19 protein-coding genes are annotated in these 24,257 nt (G+C 70.0%); 12 read left to right on the top strand and 7 right to left on the bottom strand.

Annotation, left to right across the window (positions count from 1 at the left end; translation table 11 throughout):
• Nucleotides 1-231 precede the first annotated feature (231 nt).
• Nucleotides 232-1,539, top strand: a complete 1,308-nt coding sequence (locus tag ACGFIK_RS06770) for an aspartate aminotransferase family protein (RefSeq protein ID WP_393338122.1) — start codon at nucleotides 232-234, stop codon at nucleotides 1,537-1,539.
• Nucleotides 1,536-3,026, top strand: a complete 1,491-nt coding sequence (locus ACGFIK_RS06765; protein ID WP_393338119.1) for a CoA-acylating methylmalonate-semialdehyde dehydrogenase — start codon at nucleotides 1,536-1,538, stop codon at nucleotides 3,024-3,026. Before ACGFIK_RS06770 ends, ACGFIK_RS06765 begins: the two co-directional genes overlap by 4 nt.
• On the opposite strand, the gene ACGFIK_RS06760 is transcribed toward ACGFIK_RS06765, so the two are convergent.
• The 4 genes from ACGFIK_RS06760 to ACGFIK_RS06745 are packed head-to-tail and all read right to left on the bottom strand — an operon-like array spanning nucleotide 2,998 to nucleotide 9,053.
• Nucleotides 2,998-4,533: an acyltransferase gene (locus ACGFIK_RS06760; RefSeq protein ID WP_393338117.1), complete on the bottom strand. Its 1,536-nt coding sequence runs from the start codon at nucleotides 4,531-4,533 to the stop codon at nucleotides 2,998-3,000. The two genes, ACGFIK_RS06765 and ACGFIK_RS06760, sit on opposite strands and share 29 nt — an antisense overlap.
• A gap of 35 nt (nucleotides 4,534-4,568) precedes the next feature.
• Nucleotides 4,569-7,790: a trypsin-like peptidase domain-containing protein gene (locus ACGFIK_RS06755; protein WP_393338114.1), complete on the bottom strand. Its 3,222-nt coding sequence runs from the start codon at nucleotides 7,788-7,790 to the stop codon at nucleotides 4,569-4,571.
• Entirely contained in the window at nucleotides 7,787-8,650 is an 864-nt protein-coding gene (locus ACGFIK_RS06750; RefSeq protein ID WP_393338113.1) for a pentapeptide repeat-containing protein, read from the bottom strand. Before ACGFIK_RS06750 ends, ACGFIK_RS06755 begins: the two co-directional genes overlap by 4 nt.
• The gene (locus ACGFIK_RS06745) at nucleotides 8,640-9,053 is read right to left on the bottom strand and encodes a hypothetical protein (protein WP_393338111.1); all 414 of its coding nucleotides are present in this window, start codon (nucleotides 9,051-9,053) and stop codon (nucleotides 8,640-8,642) included. Before ACGFIK_RS06745 ends, ACGFIK_RS06750 begins: the two co-directional genes overlap by 11 nt.
• 544 nt (nucleotides 9,054-9,597) lie before the next feature.
• Here ACGFIK_RS06745 and ACGFIK_RS06740 point away from each other — a divergent pair.
• From ACGFIK_RS06740 to ACGFIK_RS06695, 10 genes are all read left to right on the top strand, one after another.
• Complete coding sequence (locus ACGFIK_RS06740) at nucleotides 9,598-10,557, top strand: MurR/RpiR family transcriptional regulator (RefSeq protein ID WP_393338109.1); 960 nt, start codon at nucleotides 9,598-9,600, stop codon at nucleotides 10,555-10,557.
• A 64-nt stretch (nucleotides 10,558-10,621) separates the two neighbouring features.
• Nucleotides 10,622-12,025 (top strand): N-acetylglucosamine/diacetylchitobiose ABC transporter substrate-binding protein, encoded by a 1,404-nt coding sequence (gene ngcE / locus ACGFIK_RS06735; protein WP_393338106.1) that lies wholly within the window; start codon nucleotides 10,622-10,624, stop codon nucleotides 12,023-12,025.
• A gap of 29 nt (nucleotides 12,026-12,054) precedes the next feature.
• Nucleotides 12,055-12,996 carry a sugar ABC transporter permease gene (locus tag ACGFIK_RS06730; protein ID WP_327025079.1) on the top strand — a complete coding sequence of 314 codons (942 nt, stop codon included), beginning with the start codon at nucleotides 12,055-12,057 and terminating at the stop codon, nucleotides 12,994-12,996.
• Between the two features lie 160 nt (nucleotides 12,997-13,156).
• Nucleotides 13,157-13,960, top strand: a complete 804-nt coding sequence (locus tag ACGFIK_RS06725) for a carbohydrate ABC transporter permease (protein ID WP_393338539.1) — start codon at nucleotides 13,157-13,159, stop codon at nucleotides 13,958-13,960.
• A gap of 225 nt (nucleotides 13,961-14,185) precedes the next feature.
• Nucleotides 14,186-14,566, top strand: a complete 381-nt coding sequence (locus ACGFIK_RS06720) for a hypothetical protein (RefSeq protein ID WP_327025084.1) — start codon at nucleotides 14,186-14,188, stop codon at nucleotides 14,564-14,566.
• A 26-nt stretch (nucleotides 14,567-14,592) separates the two neighbouring features.
• A complete protein-coding gene (locus ACGFIK_RS06715; RefSeq protein WP_393338104.1) occupies nucleotides 14,593-14,970 on the top strand; it encodes a hypothetical protein in 378 nt (125 codons plus the stop codon).
• Nucleotides 14,971-15,037: 67 nt separating this feature from the next.
• Entirely contained in the window at nucleotides 15,038-16,714 is a 1,677-nt protein-coding gene (locus ACGFIK_RS06710; protein WP_393338103.1) for a bifunctional 3'-5' exonuclease/DNA polymerase, read from the top strand.
• Between the two features lie 126 nt (nucleotides 16,715-16,840).
• Nucleotides 16,841-17,338: a SigE family RNA polymerase sigma factor gene (locus ACGFIK_RS06705; protein ID WP_327025086.1), complete on the top strand. Its 498-nt coding sequence runs from the start codon at nucleotides 16,841-16,843 to the stop codon at nucleotides 17,336-17,338.
• A complete protein-coding gene (locus tag ACGFIK_RS06700; RefSeq protein WP_393338100.1) occupies nucleotides 17,335-18,378 on the top strand; it encodes a hypothetical protein in 1,044 nt (347 codons plus the stop codon). The genes ACGFIK_RS06705 and ACGFIK_RS06700 overlap by 4 nt, the downstream gene beginning before the upstream one ends.
• A gap of 190 nt (nucleotides 18,379-18,568) precedes the next feature.
• Nucleotides 18,569-19,162 carry an NTP transferase domain-containing protein gene (locus ACGFIK_RS06695; RefSeq protein WP_393338098.1) on the top strand — a complete coding sequence of 198 codons (594 nt, stop codon included), beginning with the start codon at nucleotides 18,569-18,571 and terminating at the stop codon, nucleotides 19,160-19,162.
• Between the two features lie 143 nt (nucleotides 19,163-19,305).
• Here the strand turns inward: ACGFIK_RS06695 and ACGFIK_RS06690 are convergent, their stop codons facing one another.
• The 3 genes from ACGFIK_RS06690 to ACGFIK_RS06680 are packed head-to-tail and all read right to left on the bottom strand — an operon-like array spanning nucleotide 19,306 to nucleotide 24,090.
• Complete coding sequence (locus ACGFIK_RS06690; protein WP_393338095.1) at nucleotides 19,306-20,703, bottom strand: GH1 family beta-glucosidase; 1,398 nt, start codon at nucleotides 20,701-20,703, stop codon at nucleotides 19,306-19,308.
• Nucleotides 20,700-22,931, bottom strand: a complete 2,232-nt coding sequence (gene yicI / locus ACGFIK_RS06685) for an alpha-xylosidase (protein ID WP_393338093.1) — start codon at nucleotides 22,929-22,931, stop codon at nucleotides 20,700-20,702. The genes ACGFIK_RS06690 and yicI overlap by 4 nt, the downstream gene beginning before the upstream one ends.
• Before the next feature lie 40 nt (nucleotides 22,932-22,971).
• The gene (locus ACGFIK_RS06680; protein ID WP_393338090.1) at nucleotides 22,972-24,090 is read right to left on the bottom strand and encodes a LacI family DNA-binding transcriptional regulator; all 1,119 of its coding nucleotides are present in this window, start codon (nucleotides 24,088-24,090) and stop codon (nucleotides 22,972-22,974) included.
• Between the last annotated feature and the right edge of the window lie 167 nt (nucleotides 24,091-24,257).

Genomic DNA, 24,257 nt, shown 5'->3' with positions numbered 1-24,257 from the left:
TTGTCCTGATTCACTGCCGCTAACCTCATGATCATCGGGGCAAGGGTGGGGTGCGGAAAGCGTGGGTGGGGGGTGGGTTTGGGTGTGGGATGCGTGGGGTTTGGGGTAACGGGGTGCGGAAAGCGTTGACGTTGTGTCAGGGCGGGTGGGGCATCCGCGACACCTTGGCTCTTGTCGGGATAGTGATCGTGGTGGAAGCGTGCGGTTACCGCGAACCGAGAGGGTGCGACGATGACCGCCGATGACCTGCTGGCCCGGCACCGGGCCGTACTCCCGTCCTGGATGCCGCTCTACTACGCCGAGCCGATCGAACTCGTCTCCGGCGAGGGCCGCCGGGTCACCGACGCCCAGGGCCGCACCTACCTGGACTTCTTCGGCGGGGTGCTGACCAACATGATCGGGTACGACATCGCCGAGATCCGGGAGGCGGTGCAGCGGCAACTGACCACCGGGATCGTGCACACCTCGACGCTCTACCTGATCCGTCAGCAGGTCGAACTGGCCGAGAAGATCGCCCGACTCTCCGGCATCCCGGACGCCCGGGTCTTCTTCACCAACTCCGGCACCGAGGCCAACGAGGCCGCCCTGCTGATGGCCACCAACCACCGCCGCTCCCACCAGGTCCTCGCGGTCCGCAACAGCTACCACGGCCGGTCGTACGCGACGATGGGCATCACCGGCAACCGGGGCTGGTCGGCCAGCCAGCTCAACCCCCTCCAGGTGGCCTGGCTGCACTCCGGTGAGCGGCTGCGTGGCCTGCTGGCCCGGCTGCCGGAGGCCGACCGGATCGACGCCGCCGTGGAGGACCTGCGGGAGGTGCTGGCCACCCAGACCAGCGGAGACGTGGCCTGCCTGCTGGCCGAGCCGATCCAGGGGGTCGGCGGCTTCGTGCACGGCCCGGACGGTCTCTTCGCCGCCTGGAAGAAGGTCCTAGACGAGCACGGCATCCTGCTGATCTCCGACGAGGTGCAGACCGGCTGGGGGCGTACCGGGGAGCACTTCTGGGGCTACCAGGCCCACGGGGTGACCCCGGACCTGCTCACCTTCGCCAAGGGCATCGGCAACGGCTTCGCCCTGGCCGGGGTGGTCGGCCGGGCCGAGGTGATGGAGGCGGTACCGGCGATCAGCTTCTCCACCTTCGGCGGCAACCCGATCTCCACCGCCGCCGGCAACGCCGTCCTGGACTACCTGCTCGACCACGACCTGCAGGCCAACGCGGCCCGCACCGGCGCGATCCTCGTCGAGGGCCTACGCGCCGCCGTGGGCGACCTCGACTGCGTCGCCGAGGTACGCGGAAAGGGCCTGATGCTCGGTGTCGAGTTCGTCCGACCGGGCACCACCGATCCGGACCCCGCCCTGGCCGCCCGGGTCTTCGAGGGGTGCCGGGCCGGTGGCCTGCTGGTCGGCAAGGGCGGGCTGCACGGCAACGTGCTGCGGATGGGGCCGCCGCTGACCCTGACCGAGGAGGAGGCCCGGGAGGGCCTGGCCATCCTGGTCGAGGCGATCCGCTCCGGCGCCGCCGAGGCGGTCACCCCGTGAACATTATCGGGCACTTCATCGACGGCAAGCGGGTCGGCGGCAGCTCGGGACGGCGCAGTGAGGTCTTCGACCCGGCCACCGGTCGGCGTACCGCTCAGGTGGAGCTGGCCTGCGCCACGGACGTCGCGGTAGCGGTGGAGTCCGCCGAGCGGGCGGCCCGCGCCTGGCGGGACGCCTCCCTGGCCAAGCGGACCGCGGTGCTGTTCGCCTTCCGGGAGCTGGTGCACGCCCGCCGCGACCAGCTCGCCGAGGTGATCACCGCCGAGCACGGCAAGGTGCTAGCCGACGCCGCCGGGGAGGTGCAACGCGGCCTGGAAGTCATCGAGTACGCCTGCGGCATCCCCTCGGCCCTGCGCGGCGGGTTCAGCGAGAACGTCTCCACCGAGGTCGACTCGTACAGTCTGCGCCAGCCCCTCGGGGTGGTAGCGGTGATCAGCCCCTTCAACTTCCCGGTGATGGTGCCATTGTGGTTCGTGCCGGTGGCGGTGGCCGCCGGCAACGCCGTGGTGCTCAAGCCGAGCGAGAAGGACCCCAGCGCAGCCCTGCTGCTGGCCGAATGGTTCGCCGAAGCCGGCCTGCCCGACGGGGTGCTCAACGTCGTCAACGGCGACAAGGAGGCCGTCGACGCCCTGCTGGAACACCCGGCGATCAAGGCGGTGTCGTTCGTCGGGTCCACCCCGGTGGCCCGGTACGTCTACCAGCGCGCCACCATGGCCGGGAAGCGGGTGCAGGCCCTGGGCGGGGCGAAGAACCACATGGTGGTGCTGCCCGACGCCGACCTGGACCTGGCCGCCGACGCGGCCGTCAACGCCGGGTTCGGCTCGGCGGGGGAGCGGTGCATGGCGATCTCCGCCCTGGTGGCGGTGGAGCCGATCGCGGACGAGTTGGTGGCACGGATAGCCCGGCGGATGGCCGGCCTGCGTACCGGTGACGGGCGGCGGGGCTGCGACATGGGCCCGCTGGTCACCGCCGCCCACGCCGACCGAGTGCGCTCCTACGTGGAGGCCGGGGTGGCCGCCGGGGCGGTGCCGGTGGTCGACGGCCGCGAGGTGACCCCGAACGGTGACCCGGACGGCTTCTGGCTGGGCCCCACCCTGTTCGACCACGTGACCCCGGACATGTCGATCTACACGGACGAGATCTTCGGACCGGTGCTGTCGGTGCTGCGGGTCGGCTCGTACGACGAGGCCGTGGCCCTGGTCAACGCCAACCCGTACGGCAACGGCACGGCGATCTTCACCAACGACGGCGGGGCCGCCCGGCGCTACCAGCACGAGGTGGAGGTCGGCATGGTCGGCGTCAACGTGCCGATCCCGGTGCCGATGGCCTACTACTCGTTCGGCGGCTGGAAGTCCTCCCTCTTCGGGGACCTGCACGCCCACGGCCCGGACGGGGTCGCCTTCTTCACCCGGGGCAAGGTGGTCACCAGCCGCTGGCTGGACCCCCGCCACGGCGGGGTCAACCTCGGCTTCCCCACCCAGACCTGAGCAGCCGCAGGGTGCCCGCCCCGACCAGGTACGCCACCAGGGCGGTCACCGGCAGGCCCAGGGGTTCCGGTGCGGCCTTCGGGGCGACGCTGTTGGCTGCCATGGCGTACACGACGGCGGCGTATCCGGCGACGGCGAGTGCAACTGTCCACCACGGGGTCGGCCGTCCGTCTCCCCGCGGCCGGTCGACCCCGCCCTGTCGATGATCGGGCTGCCGCTGGCCGGCGGCCGGCCGGTCGGCGGGGTGTTGCCGGTCGGTGGCCGGCTGGTCGGTGGAATGGTGCCGGCTCGCCGTCGAGCGGCCGGTGCGGGCCTCGACCGGGCCGAAGATCGTCACCAGTACGGCCAGCACCACACTCAGCATCAGCAACCAGGGCAGCCGCCAGGCGAACCAGGCTCGCGTGCCGGCGGCCGGGGTGGGCAGCAGACCGAGCCCGTCGAGCCCGCCCACCAGCAGGATCACCGCGCTGAGGTGCCAGAGGAAGACCGTGAGCACTACCGCGTTGACCGCGATCACCGCCTGCCACGGGCGGCTGCGGCGCAGCCAGCGTTCGGCGGGTTCGCGCAGCAGCAGGATGAGTCCGAGTTGGGCGGTGGCCACGGCGAGCAGGGCCACGCTGGGCGGAGCGGCGTTGTCCAGCCGCTGACCCGGCAAGTTGATCATGCTCACCGGATATGGTCCCGGACCGGTGAGCAGCACCGCGACAGCCAGCCCGCCCGTGATCATCAGCACCGCCGCCCGCCGGGACATCGGCAGGCAGCGGGTCCGGATCCGGTTACCGGCGGCGGGGTCGGTGCGGTTCGAGGTGCCGTCAATGGCGGGATGTGTGCCGTGCAGTGGGATGCAGTTGCCTCGGCGGGCGTCGTACCAGGCGAACCCGATCTGGTGGATGGCGAGCCAGCCGAGCAGGTAGTTGGGCAGGGCCAACTCCGCCGGACCGAACGCGCGGCCCAGGTCCCCCAGTGCGACCAGCAGCACCAGGGCCACCGGCACCCTCAACCCGAAGCGGCGGTGTAGCGCGTACATCACCGGGGTCAGCGGCACCACCGCGAGGTAGGCGGCGAGGAACCACAGCGGGACGGTGGCGAACCAGACCACCGTACGCACCTGGCCCGGCTCGGCACCGACCAGTCGGGCGATCAGGGCGCTGCCGGCGAGCGCCAGCACCAGTGCGGTGGTCGGACGCAGCAGCCGGGCGCTACGGCCGAGCAACCAACCGGTGGCGTCCGCGCCCCGGGCCCGCTGCGATGCCAGGGACGCCGCGTTGGCGTACCCGCCGACCAGGAAGAACACCGGCATGACCTGGGCGGCCCAGGTCAGCGGATAGGCCCAGGGCATCGCCGGCAGGGCAGAGTGGCCGTCGGGCCGCCTGTCCGCGCCGTAGTAGATCGTCGCGATCATCCAGTGACCGAGAACGACAAGCAGGATCGCCAGCGCCCGGAGCAGATCGAGGTAACGCTCGCGGTCGGCCGGCGTCTGCGCGGCGAGTCGGGCCAACCGGCGCATCCTTCGAAAATAGGCCGACGACGACGTGCCCGGGATTATTCCGCCAATTGCTGCACCGCTGGTGGGACGGCCAGCGCCGCGAGCAGCGCCGCAGTGTCCCGCAATGCGGCGTCGCGCAATTCGAGGTGCGGTTCGCTGGGAAGCCAGGCGGGTATCCAGCGGTGTAGTCGGGTCAGCACCTCAACTGCCTCCTGGTGGGCGTACCGCCCGGCCCAGATCAGTGACAGGACGCGACTTACCGCATCGCTGAACTGTATGGTCTTCGGGCATTTCTGATTCAACGCTGCCGGATGAGCCAGCCAGCGGAGCATGATGTCATCGAGGCGGGCCCCGGCTAGCCCGCAGCGTAGAACCCGACGCCGGCAGAGCGCCTGGATGAGGCCGTCCAGTTCACCGTGTCCGTTCACCTCGACCGTCTCGTGCTCGACCGCGTCCAGGTAGCCTTCGACGGACCGCAGTAGTCGATCGGCCAGGCTTGGATAGCGGTCGAGACCTGCAGCAACGCCGGTCAGACGCCAGGGAATGTCGATATCCTGCGGATGGTCGGCGGCCCACTGTAACAGCACGTCGGCGGTGATCTGGGTGAGGGCGTTCTGTCGCGCGAGGTACTTGCTGACGAAGACGACGGCAGGCGCCGATCGGTGTCGGTGCGCCCAGCGGTCCACGAGCGGCGGCAGCCACTGTGGCAGGTCGGCCAGTCTGCGAATGGCCAGCAACCGCGGCAGGACGAACCCGGCATCGACCGTGTCGCTGTGCTCTTGAAGCCAGGTCAGAGCGACGTCCACAGCACGAGTCACCACTTCCTCCGGCTGATCGTCCCGGCCGAGTAGCGGATGTAGGACGAATTGGGCTTCGGTGAGATGGCCGTGTTGGTCGAGCCAGTGGAGGGCGTGTTGGATTGCGCGCGGTGTGTCCTGGGGTGTCAGGTCGTCTCGGTGGAGGAGCGGATGTAGGACGAATTGGGCTTCGGTGAGATGGCCGTGTTGGTCGAGCCAGCGCAGGGCGGCGTCGATCCCTTGGCGGGCGTCCTCCGGGGGCAGGTCGTCCCGATTCAACAAGGTCGCGGTCACGAAGCTGGCTTCCAGGGCTGTCCGGTGCTGGGCCAGCCAGGCGGTGGCCACACCGATCAGGTGGGCGGCCTGGGAGGTGGCGACGGTGCGCAGCCCCTTGTACAGGATGTGGCGCGCGGGGAGTGACGCTCCGTGTGCGGTCAGCCAGGGCTCCCCGAGTTGCGGCCAGTGCCGGAAGACGACTTGCGCCCACGCGGAGTTGTCCAGCACCGAGCCGAGGGCGTACGCACCCACGTTCTGCTCGCTGGCCAGCAGGGTGCCGGCCGCTGTCGCCTTGGCGGTCAACCAGGCCGTGCAGTGCGCGGCGAGTGGCCCGTCACGGTGCTGGAGCGCCATGTCGCGCAGCAGCCGGTCCAGGTTCATGGCGTACCGGCCGATGGTGCGGGCGCTGGTCAGGCTCGCGTCGAGGATCCGGTCGGCGACCTTGGCGCGGACCGTATTGAGCCCGGCCCGCACGGTGGTGTGCTCCAGCAGTTGGTCGACCACGATGTCGTGCACCGGTGCCAGGCCGTCCGGCGTATGGATCAGCCAGCCCATCGCGAGCAGGACGTCGAGCAGGTGTTCGGCGCGCGACTCGTCGCTGTGCTCGACCCGGGCGCCGCAGGCGACCAGGGCGGGACGCACCTGGGGGGTGGCGGCGGCCATCGCGGCGTAGACCTGTAGCCGCAGGTCGGGGTCGCGATCGTCGTCCAGCCGTTCGGCGTGATGGAGCAGATCGTCCTCGTTGAGCCGCCGAACCAGCCAGTCCAGGAGGTTCTCCGGCCGCAGGTCTCCGGTGTCCGCCGACAGCCGCCCACGATCGGCCTGTGCCTCGGCGGCGGCGGCGATCAGGGTGGCGATGACCGGGCGCCGGCCGCACAGCTGCAACAGCCGTTCGTCACCCAGGATCGTCCGTGCCCTGGGTGCCAGGGAGGTGACCACCTGGTGCCGGATCCGGTCCAGGTGTTCCTCGTCGGGTCGCAACTCGACCGGCTTGAAGACCTCGGTGAGTGAGGTGTTGTCCTTCTGGTGGAACCACCCGGGCCGGGCCGACCCGAGTAGGGCCAGCCGGATGCCCCGGGCCCGCGCGGCCGGCAGCAGCCGGTGCCGGATCGCGGGGTAGTCCAGGGCGCTGAGGTTCAGGTAGTCGATGATGATCAGCAGGCGCTCGTCGGTGCTACCGGTCACCACCTCGATCAGCTGCTCGGTGGTGACCAGCGGTTCACCGGGGCGTACGTGCAGCACCCGCCAACCCGCCTCGACCGCCCGGCCGGCGACCTCCAGGCAGGTGCGGGTCTTGCCGATCCCGGCCTGACCGACCAGCAGCAGACCGGACTGGCCGGCCTGCTCGTCGAGACGACTCAGCAGCCGTCCGGGATGGGTGGCGGTGTCGCTGTCGGCCGGCGACACGTACGGCAGCCGGTCGCCGCGCAGGTTGTCGGCCAGCTCGGTCAACGCCTCGGCGTGCTCGATGATCCCGGTCGGCAGCAGCTGCGGTGGTTCCCGTTCGACCTGGTCGAGTGAGGTGCCGACCAGGCCGGCGAAGGGGGGGTCGGCGAGCAGCCGGGTGAGGCGTACCGCGTCCAGCCGGCCCGGACCGTACCGGGACGGCACCGCCACCATGACGCCCAGCAGGAGTTGCCGGTCACCCGCGGTCAGCAGCGGGGCGCCGGAGTAACCGCTGTGCGGGTTTGGCTCCGTCAACACCGGGGCGCCGTTGTCGTCGCGGATCACCGCACCGGTGTCGTCGCGCAGCGGTTGCGGTGGCTGCGGGGCGATCCGGGTGGAGTCGAGCGCGTACCGATGCTCCTCGAAGCCGAGGCTGGGCATGACCTGCCCCGGCAGCTCGTCGAGAAGGCGACCCTCCGGCCCCACCCGAACCCAGGGATAGCCGACGGTCAGGCAGCGTACCGGCTGATGTCCCCGCAGCTCGCCGTACCGGGTGCGGGTTTCCTCGGCCGTCCACAGCGGTACGTCCAGCCGGATCAGGGCGGCGTCGGCGTCCAGGCTGTCGCCGCGCCAGATCACCGTCGCCCGGTGTTCCGGTTCGTCCGGGCTGTCGCTGCGGGAGACCCAGGTCGGCTCCCCGCGCGCGCCCACCACATGACCGGCGGTGAGCACCAGATCCTCCCCGACGGCGTACCCGGAACCGAGCAGCCTGCCGCGTACCTTCACCACTCGTCGGACGTGCGGTTCCAGTCCCGTCACGACAGGTGGCCCGCGCAGGTGTGTCGGTTGTCGTCGCTGTTGGTGCCGTCGGGGCAGATGGTGTTCCGCCAGATCACGCCGTTGATCGAGGCGCCGGTCAGGTCCGCGCCGGTCAGGTCGGCGTTGGTGAGGTCGGCATGGTCCAGCTTGGCGTTGCGCAGGTCGGCGTCACGCAGGTACGCGTCGACCAGCCGGGCGTTGCGCAGGTCTGCGGTGGGCTGGGCGGCCGGCGGGTTGGCGGCCCAGGCGAAGGCCACGATGCCGACCGCGGCGACGGCGGTGGCCAGCAGCAGTTTGCGCAGGGCCCGTCGGAACTGGCTCTTCAACGCCTCATGGGTGGCGGTGTCCTCGATGGCGGTGATCCGCTCGTCGAGGTCGGCGATCTCCGCCGCCAACTGTGTCCGTACGTCGTCAGCGGTCGACGGCTCACGCTGCGCGGCGATCAACTCCTCGCGGGCGGCGATGATGTCGGCCGGCGCGGAGAAACCCTGTAGATACTTGGGGTTGCGGCGGAAATGCTCGACCACCGCGCCCAACTCGGACCGCCGCTGCCCCCACGCCTCGTTCAGGTCACTGACCAGCACCAGCTTCGGCAGCAGGATCTGTACGGCGGTCCAGATGGCGTACACCACCGTGGAGAGCCCGGCGACCGCGCCGAGCACCGCGACCCACAGCCGGGCGGTGTCGACGGAGTCGGGTACCCCTAGCGGCAGTTCCCCGATGCTCGACAGTTGGCTGCCGGCCAGCATGGCCGCACCCACCGCGGCGGCGCTGGCGACCAGCCATTTGGCCGCGTCCCGGATGCGGTCGTTGCCCCGCTCCAGGGCGTCGACGCCTCCGGGGTCCGGGTCAGTGCTCATCGCGATCGATGTCCAGGCCGGGCTTCGGGCGGACGATCGGCGGTAGTTGGGCACTGCCGATCCGATCAGGGTCGAGGCCCACCTGGCTCTCGTCCACCCCACGGGTAATCCGGTCGGGATGCCCGGGCACGATATCGGGGAGTTGCCCTTGCTGGGAACGGGGCTGGCGTTGCCGGGAAACGGAAGGGTTCTGCCGTGGTTGCCGCCATGGATGGACCGTCATCCGAATGCGATGGGCGTGGGGGTCCTCGGCCGGCGCGAGATGCCAGGTGACCTTGCTCCCGTTTTCCCGGGCGGCCAGGTGCAGTTCCACGTCGACACCCTCGTCGGCCTGGCCGGAGGTCGTATCCCGCAGGTCCCGGATCAGCGCGGCCAGTGCGTCCGTCAGGGAGATCTCCGGCACCGTGCCTCCAACATGGACTTCGACTGCCATCTGCTTGCCTGCACGTTAACCGACCGGTCTTCTCGATGAATCCACCGGTAGGCGCATCGACGGTGGCCTGGCGCAGGAAACACTTCAGCCAGTCGGCAATACGACTTTCCTGAGACGCCCCGTGGCAATTCTGCTAGCCATTCCCCGCATTACCGCAGAACCGATCTCGACCTGGGGCCGAGGGAGTTCATGAGCGAGGGCTCCGGTGTCTACGCCGGCCGGTCATCCACGATCAGAGGGGTTGCCTGCCGTCGCCGGGCGGGGCGGTCGCCGTCGAGCGTCATCGCGGGGGAGTGGCGTACCCCTGCGGTCCAGATCGACCGCGACGGTGCCGGGCGACCGTCCCACCTTGATCGACAGGCGTTCATGCAGCTAGCGCCTACTGCCGGTCGCCGTGACGGTCCGGATGCCTCAGGTAACAGTTTGAAAACATCGCCCACGGTCTTGACACGGAGGTGGCTTCAGTAAGAACTTTTACCACTAACAGTTAACAGTCTTTTCGGAAAGGTGTCCCATGGTTGATCACGAGGCGGACACCTCCGCGGGCACCGCGGTGGCCGACGCCGACGGGGTCGACCGGCGGGGCCTCGGCGTCGCCTCCAGCGGGGTACTGGCCCGGGTGCGGGCCGGCACCGACGAGTTGACCGGGGCGCTGCGGCGGGTCGCCGAACACGTGCTCAGCGACCCGGCGGCGGCGGCCCGCGCGACCATCGTGGAGCTGGCCGAACGCAGCGGCACCTCACCGGCCACGGTGACCCGGTTCTGCCGGGCGATGGGCTTCGATGGCTACGCCGACCTGCGGTTGGGCATCGCCGCCGAGACCGGCCGGGCCCGCTCGGCCGGGTGGAGCGTCGACATCGGACGGGAGATCCAACCGGGCGACCCCCTGGAACGGGTGTTGGAGCAGATCATCGCCGCCGACACCCGGGCCATGCACGACACCGCCGCGCTGCTCGATCTCGCCGAGGTGGAACGGGCCGCGGTCGCCATCGCCGGAGCCAGCCGGGTCAACATCTTCGGCGCCAGCGGCAGCGCCCTGGTCGGGGAGGAGATGCAGTTCAGCCTGCACCGCATCGGGGTGGCCGCCTGGGCGTGGAACGACGTGCACTCCGGACTCGCCGCCGCCGCCCTGCTGCGGCCCGGCGATGTCGCGTTGGGCATCTCGCACAGCGGTCAGACCCGGGAGGCCATCGAGATGCTCGCCGAGGGTGGCAGCCGGGGGGCCACCACGATCGCGCTGACCGGGTTCCGCCGTTCCCCACTGGCCGAGTTGGCCGACATCGTGCTGCTCACCGCCAGCCAGGCCACCACCTTCCGGCCGGACGCCCTGTCGGCCCGGCATCCGCAACTGGTCGTGTTGGACCTGCTCTACATCGCGGTGGCCCAACGGACCCATGACCGTGCCCACGCGGCCTTCCGGCGTACCGCCCAGGCCGTCGACGGGCACAAGGCCGCGCGAGCGGCCTCCACCTGAACCACGACGCCAGGCCGCCGCACCGCCGATTCACCTGACCCGACACCACAAGGAGAGCCGAAGAATGTCCGTCAACCCCGAACTCGACCGCCGGACCCTGCTGCGCCGCGCGGCGGCCGCGGGTCTCCTGGTGACCCCCGCCGCCGGTCTGCTCAGCGCCTGCGCCGGCAGCACGCCCAGCCCGAGCAACGACATCGCCGGGGAGAAGAGCGACGACAACCCCTTCGGGGTCCAGGAGAACAGCGCCGTGAAGGTGGTCATCTTCAACGGTGGTCTCGGTGACCAGTGGGCTAAGGAAGACCAGGCGATCTTCAGCGCCAAGCACCCCGACGTCACGGTCAACATGAGTTCCACCCAGAAGATCAAGACCGAAGAGCAGCCGAAGATGGCTACCACCCCCAGCGACGTGGTGATGAACTCCGGCGCCGACATGATGGACGTCAGCACCCTGGTCAACGAGGGCGCCATCGAGCCCCTGGACGACCTGTTGGCCGCGCCGGCCTGGGACAGCCCGGGGACGGTTGCGGACACCCTGCTGCCGGGCACCGTGGCCGACGGCACCTTCCAGGGCAAGTTCTACGTGGTCAACATCGCCTACACCGTCTGGGGCAACTGGTACAACGACGCCCTGTTCAGCAAGGAGGGCTGGGCGCCGCCGAAGACCTTCGACGAGTTCTTCGCCCTGGCCCCGAAGATCAAGGCCAAGGGCATCGCACCGTACGTGTACGACGCCGTGCACGGTTACTACCCGCGCTGGGCGCTGATGGCCACCATCTGGAAGTCGGCCGGCAAGCAGGCGGTCATCGACATCGACAACCTGAAGGAGAACGCCTGGCGGGCCGAGGGGGTGCTGCCCGCGCTGGAGCAGTGGGAGAAGCTGGTCAAGGACAAGCTGTTGCTGCCCGGCCGGCTGGACCACACCCAGTCGCAGCAGGCCTGGCTGGACGGCAAGGCGGCCTTCATCCAGGTCGGCACCTGGCTGAAGAACGAGATGGCGGCGACCATCCCGCCCGGCTTCGAGATGAAGATCTCCGACTACTGGGGTCTGGGCGCCACCGACAAGGCCCCCAACGACGTGTACGCCGGTGCCGGTGAGGGCATCGTGGTGCCGAGCAAGGCGCCGAACAAGGCGGCGGCCAAGGAGTTCCTGCGGGCGGTGCTCTCCAAGGCCGGTTCGGCGAAGTTCGCCGAGCTGACCAAGTCCCTGGCCTCGACCGTGGGCTCCGGGGACAAGGTCCAGGACTCGGCGCTGGCCAGCGCCAACGAGCTGATGAAGAACGCCCCGAAGGACCTGGTCTCGGTGAAGTTCTGGAATTTCTACGCCGACCTGGACAAGGAGAGCCAGAACCTCTCCCAGGAGTTGATGGCCGGCCGGATCACCGCCGCGCAGTTCGTCGACAAGATGCAGGCCGCCGCCGACAAGGTGGCCAAGGACTCGTCGATCACCAAGCAGACCCGCGACGCCTGACACCCGACCGAACGAGGAAGTGAGCGGCGATGCGGCACGGTGTGGGGCGTTTCGTCACGGGTTTCCTGGCGCTGCCGGTCGGGCTGTACCTCTTCTACGTGGTGTGGCCCTTCCTCCAGGCGGCCGGGTACTCGCTGACCGACTGGGGTGGCTACTCCGACCGGCAACAGTTCGTCGGGCTGGACAACTACCTCCGGCTGTTCTCCGACGAGCTGATCAGGAAGGCGTTCTGGCACAACGTCTTCTTCCTGGTCACCGTGCCGCTGTTCACCATCGCGCTGGCCCTGTTCCTCGCGTTCCTGCTCAATGTGGGCGGACGCGAGGACAAGGCCGGCATCCGGGGGGTGTTCGGCTCCGGCCTGTACAAGGTGATCTTCTTCTTCCCGCAGGTGCTGTCCCTGGTCGTCATCGCGGTGATGTGGCAACAGATCTACCGCGCCGACGGCCAGGGCCTGATCAACGGCGTACTGATGAAGATCGGTCTGGTCGACGAGAACGACCCGATCACCTTCGTGTACGACCCGGAGCCCTTCCTCGGCGTACCGGCGGTGTTGTGGTGGCTGCTGGTGATCGCGGTCTGGAGCGGGGCCGGCTTCTACATGGTGCTGTTCTCCGCGGCCATGCAGTCCATCCCGAAGGACATCTACGAGGCGGCCATCCTCGACGGCGCGGGTCGCTTCCACACCTTCTTCCGGATCACCCTGCCCCTGCTGCGGGACACCGTCTCGGTGGCCTGGGTGTATCTGGGCTTCATCGCGCTGGACATGTTCGCGCTGGTCTACATCATGACCCCCAGCCAGGGCGGCCCGAACCACGCCAGCGAGATCTTCGCCTCGGTGATCAACTTCAACGCCTTCCAGCGGGGCCAGTTCGGCTACGCCTGCGCGATCGCGGTGGCCCTGGCGATCTTCACGATCCTGCTGGCCGCGTTGCAGCTACGGATCACCCGTCGTGAGCGCATCGAGTACTGAGGAGACACCGACGATGAGCACGGTGACCCACCCTCCGGCCGGGGCCGGCCAGGCCCCACCCTCGGACCGTACGCCGGGCCCACCCGCCGCCGTCGGCGGCGGCGCCGGGGCGAAGGTCTTCAACGGCTTCTCGCATCTCTTCCTGGCCGTCTGGGCGATCATGGTGGTCTACCCGCTGCTGTGGGTGATCATGTCGGCACTCAAGACCGACTCGGAGGTCATCCGCAAGCCGCTGTCGCTGTTCCCGGAGACGTTGCAGTGGGACAACTTCGCCCGGGCCTGGACCGAGGGACAGATCGGTTCGTTCTTCCTCAACACCGTGCTGGTGCTGACCGGAAGCGTCTTGCTCACCATGCTGCTCGGCTCGATGGCCGCGTACGTGCTGGCTCGCTACGAGTTCCCCGGCAACCGCTTGATCTACTACATGTTCCTGTCCGGGCTGACCCTGCCGGTCTACCTGGCCGCGGTGCCGCTGTTCAAGGGCGTCTACAACATGGGGGTGACCCTGCCCTTCCTCGGCCCGAACAGCTATTTCATGCTGATCCTGGTCTACGTGGCCTGGTCGTTGGCGTTCACGGTCTTCTTCATGCACTCCTTCTTCCGTACCCTGCCGAACGCGATCGCCGAGGCGGCCATGGTCGACGGGGCCTCCCACAGCCGGTTGTTCTTCAGCGTCATGCTGCCGATGGCCAAGCCGGGCCTGATCAGCATCGGCATCTTCAACGTCCTCGGGCAGTGGAACCAGTGGTACCTGCCGACCCTGCTGATGCAGTCGGTGGCGGACGAACCGAAGAAGCAGGTCATCTCCCAGGGCCTGATCGAACTCTCCGTCAACCAGGGCTACCGCTCCGACTGGTCCGGCCTGTTCGCCGGGGTCACCATGGCGATGCTGCCGGTGCTGATCGTCTACATCGTCTTCCAGCGCCAGGTGCAGTCCGGCCTCACCGCCGGGGTCAGCAAGTAACGAGACCCGCGCGCAGCCGGCTCATCCGGTTGATCAACTCCGTTTCGGCGCCATGGTGGTATCCCGCTCGCGCGGATCCCGCCATCGCGCCGTAACGGTTTCGTAGCCCCGTCGTCACGCTTCCGCCGAGGGTGAGTGAACCGACATCAGGTGCTTGACTCGTCAATATCTTAACGAGTAAGTTCGACAGGCATCGATACTTGTCTCACGGAAAGCAGGTGAACCGTGCTGAAGTCCCTTGCTGTCGCCGCGGCCGTGGCAGGAGTGCTGGTCGCGGCCCCTCCCGCCTCGGCGGCAACCGCCGAGTCGGGGTGGGGAAGATATCTGCCCGGCAACTGCGTGCCGGGCACGTTCTGCGGCTGGCCCAACTGGGACCACCCGCCGGAGGGCCCCACCGCGACTCCCTCCCTGGTGACCACCACCGACTGGTCCGGCAGCGTCACGGTGTTCAACTTCTACAACTACACCTCCCGCAACGTCGACATCGACTGGCACCTGCCGGGGACGACCTACGCCGGCACCTTCTGCGCCACCCCTGGCGACGCGGACCTGTACGTGCCGATGACCGTGACGAAGGTGGTCTTCCACACGCGCAACTGCCGATGAATCCCACAACGAGAAGTAGGTGAACCATGCTCAAGTCCCTCGCTGTCGCTGCGGCCGTCGCAGGCGTACTGGCCACCGCCCCTCCCGCCTCGGCGGCCCCCGCCCAGGCGTCAGACGGAATGTGGCCGGCCGGGAACTGCCCGCAGGGCGTGTTCTGCCTCTGGCCCGAATGGAACGAATGGATGACGCCGGCCCTGACGACCAACACCGACTGGTCCGGCGAGATCCCGGGATACCTGTTCTACAACAACACCTCCCGCAACGTCGACATCACCTTCCGCTGGCAGCATGACTCCCCGTGGGGCCCCTTCACCATCTGCCTCACCCCCGGCAACGGGCAGGACACGTACTGGCCCGGGATCGTGACGAAGGTGAAGGTCCACACGCAGCCCTGCGTGTGGTGATCCCGTAGCACTGCCCGGACGGACCGAGGCGCCAGAGCGTGTCGGTGGGTACGGGCAGGATGGGGGTGTGCTGGTCGCGGTGGTGGCGGGGGAGGGCGGTGCGGGCGTGCTGTGCCCGCTGCGCGTCGACGGGCGGTGCGCCGGTCCGCCCGAGCCCGTCACCGACCTCGCCACCGCCGTCGCCTCGCGGGAGGCCCAGGACCGGCCCCGCTGGGTCTGGGCCTCCGGCGCGACCCTCTACCCCGGCCTGCTGCGCGCCGGGGTCCGGGTCGAGCGCTGCCACGACGTCGAGCTGACCGAGTCCCTGCTGCTCGGCCACGCCGGCCGCTGGGGTGAACCGCGTTCCCTGGCGGCGGCCTGGGCCCGGCTGACCGGCACCCCGGTGCCGCCCGATCCGCCGCCGCGGGCCGCCGCCCCACCCGGGGCCGGGCAGGCCGCACTCTTCGAGGCCGTACCCGGGCCGCCGGGTCCCGGCATCACCGCGTTGACCCGGGTGTACGCCGACCAACTCGACCGCATCGCGGCCACCGGGCATCCGGGGCGGTTCCGCCTGCTGGCGGCCGCCGAGTCGGCCGGCGTGCTGATCGCCGCCGAGATGGGGGCGGCCGGGCTGCCCTGGCGGGCCGACGTGCACGACAGCATCCTCACCGAGCTGCTGGGAGAGCCCTCCCCGGTGGGTGGCCCGCCGCGTCGCCTGGCCGAACTGGCCGCCCGGATCGCGGAGGCCTTCGGCGTACGCCAGTTGCATGCCGATTCCCCGGCGGAGCTGCTGCGGGCCTTCTCCCGTGCCGGCATCGACCTGCCCAACACCCGGTCCTGGGTGCTGCGCGGGGTGGACCATCCGGCGGTGCCGTTGGTGCTGGAGTACAAGGAGCTGTACCGGATCTGGACCGCGCACGGTTGGGCCTGGCGGGACGCCTGGGTCCGCGACGGCCGCTTCCAACCGGAGTACGTGCCCGCCGGGGTGGTGTCCGGTCGGTGGGCCACCCGGGGCGGTGGCGCGTTGCAGATCCCGAAGGTGATCCGCCGGGCCGTGGTGGCCGACCCGGGTTGGCGATTCGTGGTGGCCGACGCCGGGCAGTTGGAGCCCCGGGTGCTGGCGGCCGTCTCCGGTGACGGCGGGCTGGCGCGGGCAGGGGCCACCGGGGACCTCTACGCGGCCCTGGCGCGGGACGCCTTCGGCGGCGACCGGGGGCGGGCGAAGCTGGCCCTGCTAGGGGCGATGTACGGGCAGACCGGCGGGGCGGCCGTACCGGCCCTGGCGGTGTTGCGGCGCAACTACCCGACGGCCTTCGGGTACGTCGAGGCGGCGGCGCGTACCGGTGAGGCCGGCGGGTTGGTGCGCTCCTGGCTGGGGCGTACCTGCCCGCCGGGCACGGCGGGTTTCGCCACCGATGAGGGGCCGGTCGATCCGGACGCGGCCGGCGACCCGCAGTCGCCCCGGGCCCGGGCGGCGCGGTCCCGGGGCCGGTTCACCCGCAACTTCGTCATCCAGGCCACCGCCGCCGAGTGGGCCTCCACCCTGCTGGCGGTGCTGCGTGGCGAGCTGGCCGGCACCGAGGCCGAGCTGGTCTTCTTCCAGCACGACGAGGTGATCGTGCACTGCCCGGCCGAGCAGGCCGAGACGGTGGCCGAGGCGGTCCAGCGGGCCGGTCGGCGGGCCACCGCCCTGCTGTTCGGCGACACTCCGGTGCGCTTCCCGCTCGATCTGTCGATCGTCGAGTCCTACGCCGACGCGGCCTGAGCAGTCGTACCTGCCCCTCCGAGGGGCACCTTCACCTGGCTGACGACCCGGCCGCTGTGCCAGGCAACCTTTCCTCCGGTGCGGCCGGTACTACCGGTGACCGACTTGCGGGGAAGGGCGGGCACGTTGAACACACCGGAGGGTTTCGACGACTTCGTCGCGACCCGGTCACCGCGGTTGCTGCGTACCGCCTTCCTGCTCACCCGGGACTGGTCGCTGGCCGAGGATCTGTTGCAGACCGCGCTGGCGCGGGCCTGGGAGGCGTGGCGGCGCATCGACGGCGACCCCGAGCCGTACGTGCGCCGGATCATCGTCAACACGTACGCCTCCTGGTGGCGGCGGCGGTGGCGCGGAGAACTACCCACCGCCGACCTTCCCGAGGCGGCTGTGACGATCGATCCGCAGACCGGCCTCGACGACCGCGACCAGCTGTGGCGCGCATTGGGACGACTGCCGCGCCGTCAGCGGGCCGTGCTCGTCCTGCGCTACTTCGAGGACCTCGCCGAGGCGGAGGTCGCCGAGATGCTCGGCTGCTCGGTCGGCACGGTCAAGAGCCAGGCCAGCCGGGCGCTGGCGAAGCTGCGACTGGACGAGACGCTGGCTCCGGAAGGGTTGCCGCGATGAACCTGACCGATCTCAAGCAGGTGCTCGACGAGCGCTCCCATGATGCCGTCGAGCAGGCCGCGCACCGGGTGCGGCTGCGTGGCGTACGGGCCAGGGTGCTTGCGCGCCGTCGTCGGCGGATCGCGGCCTGGGCCACCGTCGGGGTGGCGGCGATGGCGGCCGTCGTCGTGGCCGTCCCCGGAACGCGTCCGGACGTGCCACCCACCCCTGCGGTCAGTCCCTCGTCGACCCCGACCGTCGAGGGATTCCCGGAGTACGCGAACGGTGCTCGCGTAGTGGCTGCCCGCAGTGTCCCGCTGTCGACGCGTCGGGTAGAGGTGACAGTGGTGCCGACCACCCTCGAACTGGTCATCTTCACCCGCTGCGACGGCGTCGACGAGGACATCACGGTGGAGCGGACGGTACGTGTTGACGGCCAACTCGTCACCGAGGGAAGTTGCCACGACGGCAGCCTGCGTCCGCACGACTGGGCGGGCCTGGGCGTCACGGTCGGCCAACCGGCCACCGTCGTGCTGACCGTCACCGGTGTCTACCGGGCCGGCGACGCGGGCGAAATGGCGGTGCCGGTCCCCGAGCGCGGGGAAATCGGGCTCGCCATCGGCGAGCGGATGCCGTTCGACCGCTTTCCGTTGCCGCCCCGGCCGGCGGGCACCCTCACCCCGCTGACCCAGACGGATCTGCCGGCGGGATGCAGCGAGGCGCTGTGCCAGAACGCCATCATCCTCCGATCGGATCCCCAGGACCCGACCCGCCCGGTGAGTAGGGAGCTGACGTGGCCGACGCTGACGTCGATCGACATGGTGTCCCAGACGCCCGGTCTGCTGCGCGTACGGGTCGCCGGTGTGCAGGTCGCCGTCGGCGAGTGGTGGGACTACCGGGCGACCGGTACCGCGATGTACGGCGATACCGACGGCCAGTGGAAGAGTGACTTCGACCTCGACCTGCGCCGCGGTGACAGGGTGGTCGTCGAGGTGGTGCCCGAGCATGTCACCGGGGCCTGGCAGGTCGTCCTGATCTCGGCGACGAGCATCGGCGGGTAGCGTCCGCCGGGGCCTGTCCGACGCTTCGCCGGCTTCTCAAGGAGAAGGCGACTAGCGAAGGATACCCAATTCATCCGATTTGCCCCGCGACTTCCCTTCCTCGCCGGTCGTTGCAATCGGTGTGCGTAGGAAGGGGACGGCCAGGCCGCCCCACACGGGAGGGAGCCCGGCTCTGAACCGGATCGCAGGAATGATCATCGCTGCGGGGGGTGGTCGCCGCATCGGCGGCCCGGAAGCCCTGCTGCACCAGGGCGGCAAGCCCCTGGTCGACCAGATGATCGACACGCTGACCGAGGCGGGCTGCCGGCCCATCGTGGTCGTTCTCGGTGCCGCGGCCGACCAGGTCCGCGAGACCGCTGACCTGGACCGCGTCACCGTGGTGGTCAACCGGGCCTGGGGCACCGGGGTCGGCTCGTCGATCCGAGCCGGCCTGGCCGGGCTCGACGACGACCGGATCGAGGCGGTGGTGGTGGTGCCGGTGGACATGCCCGGTCTGACCGCCGCCGCAGTGCGCCGGGTGACCGCCCTGCCCTTCCCCGACGTGCTGGTCTGCGCCACCTACAACGGCCTGCGCGGCTACCCCATGCTGTTCGGTCGCCGCCACTGGGCCGGCATCGCCACCCTGGCCAGCGCCGATGTCGGGGCCCGCCCCTACCTGCTGGCCCACAAGGACCAGATCGTCGACATAGCCTGCGACTCCGTAGCCGACGGCAGCCGGGTCGACACCCCCGAACTCATGGCCCTCTATGGCCTCTCCGTCCCCGAACAACGCGTCCCCGCCTGACCCACCCCGCCCAGCGCCCGTCGATCTTGCACTTTTGGTCGCCGAGATGGGTGGAATATCACCTTTGCGGGGACAGAAAGTGCAAGATCGGGGCGGAGAGGGGGGCCGCGCCGGGTTGGCGGGCGGGGCGGGCGTGGGGGAGGTCAGGGGAGGGTGTTGGTGGTGGTGAGGGTGCGGTACCAGTGGGCGGAGTCTTTCCAGGTGCGCTGCTGGGTGTCGTAGTCGACGTGGATGATGCCGAAGCGGCGGTCGTAGCCGTACGCCCACTCGAAGTTGTCCAGCAGGGACCAGACGAAGTAGCCGCGGATGTCGGCGCCTGCCGTCCTCGCCTCGTGGGTGGCGGCGATGTGGCGGCGCAGGTAGTCGACGCGGCGGTCGTCGTGGATCGCGCCGTCGGGGGAGACCTCGTCGTCGAAGGCGGCACCGTTCTCGGTGATCATCAGCGGCAGGTCGGGGTATTCACGGTGCAGCCGCAGCAGCAGCTCGGTCAACCCGGCCGGTTCGATGTTCCAGCCCATCGCGGTGTACGGGCCGGGCTGCGGCAGGAACTCCACCTGCTCCGAGCCGACCCAGGCCGAGTGGGCCGAGCGGCCGTGCCCGTCGGAGTCCGACTTGGGTGACTCCCCGTCCCAGGCACGGACCAGGGTGGTCGAGTAGTAGTTGACCCCGAGCACGTCCAACGGCACCGCCGCGGTGCGCTCGTCACCGTCGCGGACGAAGGACCAGTCGGTGACCCCGGCGGTGTCGGCCAGCAGGTCGGCCGGGTACGCCCCGTCCAGCATCGGGCCAAGGAAGGCCCGGTTGGCCAGCGCGTCGATGCGGCGTACCGCGTCGGCGTCGGCGGCCGAGTCCGAGGCCGGGCGGATCACGTGCAGGTTCAGGGTGACCGACAGTTGCGCGGCGGGTGCCAGCTCCCGGATCACCCGCCCGGCCAGCCCGTGCGCCAGGTTCAGATGGTGTACGGCGGCCAGCGCCGCAGCCGGTTCGGTACGCCCCGGCGCGTGCACCCCGGAGGCGTACCCGAGGTAGGCCGAGCACCACGGCTCGTTGAAGGTGGTCCAGGTGTGCACCCGGTCGCCGAGGGCCCCGACGATGGCGGTGGCGTAGTCCGCGAAGCGCGCGGCGGTGTCCCGCGCCGGCCAGCCCCCGGTGTCCTCCAACTCCTGCGGCAGATCCCAGTGGTACAGGGTGGCCACCGGCTGGATGCCCAGCTCCAACAGCCGGTCCACCAGTCGGGAGTAGAAGTCCACCCCGGCCTGGTTGACCGGCCCGGAACCGCCGGGCTGCACCCGGGGCCAGGCGATCGAGAACCGGTACGCCCGGACACCCAGGGCGGCCAACTGGTCGAGATCGGAGGCCCAGCGGTGATAGTGGTCGGCCGCCACGTCGCCGGTGTCCCCGTTGAGGGTGCGTCCCGGGGTGTGGCTGTAGGTGTCCCAGATGGAGGGTCCCCGGCCGCCCTCCTTGGCCGCCCCCTCGATCTGGTACGCCGCCGTGGCCGTACCCCAGATGAAGCCCGGGGGGAACCGTGCGTCGCTCACCTTGCCACCTCCGTGATCTCGCAGCGGTATCCGGCCGAGACTCCCGCCACCACCTCGGCGGTGGCCGTCCCGTCGCGGTAGTGCACCTCGAACTCGGTGCCCGGACCGTCGCCCGGCGACGGGATCCGTACCCGGGTGCGTTGCCCCGGCGTCGGGGCGTACAGCCGCAACCGGACGTCGTCGGCCCACGGGTAGTCGGGCCGGTCGGTGACCGCCCCGAAGGGGATGACCGCGCCGGGCCGGGCCAGCACCGGCACGGTGTCGAAGCCGTGTTTCTCGTTCACCCAGCCCGGCCCGGTGACCTGGGCCCCGGTCATCAGGTTCGTCCAGGTGCCGGCCGGTACGTAGTAGGTGACCTGTCCGTCGGCGCTCATCACCGGGGCGACCAGCAGGTCCGGGCCGAGCATGTACTGCCGGTCCAGGTAGGCCGTGGTCGGGTCGTCCGGGAACTCCAGGATCATCGGCCGCATCACCGGTATCCCCTCCCGGTGGGCCTCGTCGGCCGCCGCCGCCAGGTACGGCATCAGGCTCAACTTGAGCCGGGTGAACCGGCGCAACACCTCGACGGCCTCCTCGTCGTACGCCCACGGCACCCGGTACGAGCCGGAGCCGTGCAGCCGGGAGTGGGAGGAGAGCATCCCGAAGGCGATCCAGCGTTTGAACACGGCCGGATCGGGGGTGCCCTCGAAGCCGCCGATGTCGTGGCTCCAGTACCCGAAGCCGGAGGCGGCCAGGGACAGCCCGCCGCGCAGGGACTCCGCCATGGCCACGAAGGTGGACTCGCAGTCGCCACCCCAGTGCACCGGGAACTGCTGCCCACCGGCGGTCGCCGAGCGGGCGAAGACCACGGCCTCACCCGTGCCGCGTTCGGCCTCCAGCAGCTCGAAGACGGTCTTGTTGTAGAGGTAGGAGTAGTAGTTGTGCATCCGCTGCGGGTCGGCACCGTCATGCCAGATCACCTCGGTCGGGATGCGTTCCCCGAAGTCGGTCTTGAAGCAGTCGACACCCATGTCGAGCAGCACCTTGAGCTTGTCGGCGTACCACCGGGCGGCCTCGGGGTTGGTGAAGTCGACCAGCGCCATCCCGGCCTGCCACTTGTCCCACTGCCAGATCGACCCGTCCGGGTTACGGACCAGATAGCCGGCCTGCCGTCCCTCCTCGAACAGGTACGACCGCTGGGCGATGTACGGGTTGATCCAGACGCACACCTTCAGGCCGCGCTCGTGCAGCCGACGCAGCATCCCCTCCGGGTCGGGGAAGGTGGCCGGGTCCCAGATGAAGTCGACCCAGTGGAACTGCCGCATCCAGAAGCAGTCGAAGTGGAACACCGACAGGGGCAGGTCCCGCTCGGCCATGCCGTCGATGAACTCGGTCACCGTCTTCTCGTCGTACGAGGTGGTGAACGAGGTGGACAGCCACAGCCCGTACGACCAGGGGGGCACCCGGGCCGGGCGACCGGTCAGCGCGGTGTACCGGCGCAGCACCTCCTTGGGGCTGGGCCCGTCGATCACGTGGTAGGTCAGCGACTGTCCGGGCACGCTGAACTGGGTCTGCGACACCACCTCGGAACCCACCTCGAAGGACACGTGCTCCGGGTGGTCCACGAACACCCCGTAGCCGGCGCTGCTGAGATAGAACGGCACATTCTTGTACGCCTGCTCGCTGGCCGTACCCCCGTCGGCGTTCCAGATCTCCACCGTCTGACCGTTCTTGACGTACGCCCCGAAGCGCTCACCCAGCCCGTAGATCGTCTCGCCGACGCCGAGGGCCAGCCGGTCGTGCACGTACTTGCCGCCCTCGGCGTCGGTGACCACCCCGATGCTGCGTTCCGTGGAGGAGGTGACCAGCCGGTCGCCGCGCAGGAAGTCGACCTGCCAGGGCCCGGTCAGCGCCACCCGGACGGTCAGCTCCCCGGTGGTCAACCGGGCGCTGAGCCCGGTCACCTCCACCTGCACCGGATGATCGGTGGCCTCGGCCAGGGTGAAGCGGGGCTGTTTGGGCAGCCCACCGTGGTGGTGCCCGACGGTCACCCCGACCACCCCGGGGGCGGGGGAGAAGAAGCGTACGGTGACCACCGGGCGGTTGAGGGTGTCACCCCGACCGGTGATCCTGCCGATGGGCGCGAACACGGTGAACGAGCGTTCGTCCGGCTCCACCGATTCCACCGCGCCGGGTCGCAGCACGGTGACGCCGGGACGCAGTTGCCAGTACCCGTCGGTGAACTTCACTTGTCGGCTCCTGCCTGATGAGTGTCGGGCCGGTTCTTTGTCAGGGCCCGCGTCGGGTCACCGCACGACGCAGGGCCGCGGTGTCGTCGTCCGCACCGGGCCGTCGGCGGCCACCGGCTCGCGGGTCCGCCGCCCTGCCGCCTCCGGTACGCGGTGGGCCGCTCGATCCGCGTACCTGAAGGGCGCACGGCAGCAGTTGCTGGTGGATCTCCCGGTCACCGCCGTCGACCTGCCGCAGCAGCATCTCGATGGCGATGCGGCCCAGCGCCGTCCCGGGCGAGTTCATCGCGGTCAGTGCCGGGGTGGCCAGTTCGGCCACCTGCGGCGAGGTGACCATCGAGACGACGGAGACGTCGTCCGGCACGCTCATTCCCCGGCTGTGGAGTTCACCGAGCAGACCGAAGACCGCGCTCTCGTTCATCGCCAGGATCGCGGTCAGGTCCGGTGCCTGGCACAGGGCGGTGGCCAGGGCCCGGCGCCCGCCGGCCGCACTGTCCTGGGTGGGGATCATCAGCGGCTCCAGACCGTGTGCGGCCATCGCGGCGGTGAAGGCATCGCGGGTACGCAGGGCCGGGCCGTACCCCTCGGCGATGGCGTCGGCGGAGTGGTTGACGTACACGATCCGCCGGTGGCCGAGGTCCACCAGGTGACCGACCGCTTCGGCCACGGTCCGGTCGAAGTCGATATCCACGTACGACAGGTCGGTGGTGTCGGCGGTACGGCCGATGAGCACCAGCGGGATGTCGAGTTCACGCAGCACCTCCACCCGCGGATCGTGCAGTTGCACCTCCATCAGCAGCGCTCCGTCGAGCATCCGCTGACTGGCCAGCCGGCGCAGTTCGTCGCGTTCGCCGACCCCGATGGGGGCGAGCACCAGGTGGTAGCCGGCCGCGCTGGCACCGGCCGCCGCGCCGGTGACGAAGGCGGTCTCGGTGGCGCCCAAACCGCGCTCATCCATCGGCAGCAGCAGACCGAGGATCCGGCTGCGCCGACTGGCCAACCCACGCGCCATGGCGTTGGGCTGATAATCCAACTCCGCCATGGCGGCCAGCACCTTGTCCCGAGTGGCCTGGGAGATCGGCCGGGCCCCGGTCAACACGTACGACACCGTGCTCACCGACACCTGCGCCAGCCGAGCCACGTCGTGCATGGTCGCCATCGCGCCACCTCCCCCCGATGAGCCCGGCCACCGTGCCTACCCCGTCGAAGCGGTTAGTCGAAACGGTTCGACGAACGTAGGCCACCGATCACACCCACGTCAATAGCCAACCACGAATGGACCCCCCGCCCCGTTGATCATGAGGTTAGCGGCAGTCAGGGAGATCA

The sequence above is a fragment of the Micromonospora sp. NPDC048871 genome, assembly GCF_043198155.1.
Classification (GTDB): domain Bacteria; phylum Actinomycetota; class Actinomycetes; order Mycobacteriales; family Micromonosporaceae; genus Micromonospora.
The sequence above is the reverse complement of the archived record's forward strand: the minus strand, read 5'-3'. Positions and strand labels throughout refer to the sequence as shown.

Excerpts from the sequence above, each read along its gene's own strand:
- ACGFIK_RS06750 (WP_393338113.1), bottom strand. The coding sequence starts at position 8,650 with ATGAGCACTGACCCGGACCCCGGAGGCGTCGACGCCCTGGAGCGGGGC.
- ACGFIK_RS06725 (WP_393338539.1), top strand. The coding sequence starts at position 13,157 with ATGGTGGTCTACCCGCTGCTGTGGGTGATCATGTCGGCACTCAAGACC.
- ACGFIK_RS06695 (WP_393338098.1), top strand. The coding sequence starts at position 18,569 with ATGATCATCGCTGCGGGGGGTGGTCGCCGCATCGGCGGCCCGGAAGCC.
- ACGFIK_RS06715 (WP_393338104.1), top strand. The coding sequence starts at position 14,593 with ATGCTCAAGTCCCTCGCTGTCGCTGCGGCCGTCGCAGGCGTACTGGCC.
- ACGFIK_RS06700 (WP_393338100.1), top strand. The coding sequence starts at position 17,335 with ATGAACCTGACCGATCTCAAGCAGGTGCTCGACGAGCGCTCCCATGAT.
- ACGFIK_RS06740 (WP_393338109.1), top strand. The coding sequence starts at position 9,598 with ATGGTTGATCACGAGGCGGACACCTCCGCGGGCACCGCGGTGGCCGAC.
- ACGFIK_RS06760 (WP_393338117.1), bottom strand. The coding sequence starts at position 4,533 with ATGCGCCGGTTGGCCCGACTCGCCGCGCAGACGCCGGCCGACCGCGAG.
- ACGFIK_RS06770 (WP_393338122.1), top strand. The coding sequence starts at position 232 with ATGACCGCCGATGACCTGCTGGCCCGGCACCGGGCCGTACTCCCGTCC.
- ACGFIK_RS06680 (WP_393338090.1), bottom strand. The coding sequence starts at position 24,090 with ATGGCGACCATGCACGACGTGGCTCGGCTGGCGCAGGTGTCGGTGAGC.
- ACGFIK_RS06730 (WP_327025079.1), top strand. The coding sequence starts at position 12,055 with ATGCGGCACGGTGTGGGGCGTTTCGTCACGGGTTTCCTGGCGCTGCCG.
- ngcE (WP_393338106.1), top strand. The coding sequence starts at position 10,622 with ATGTCCGTCAACCCCGAACTCGACCGCCGGACCCTGCTGCGCCGCGCG.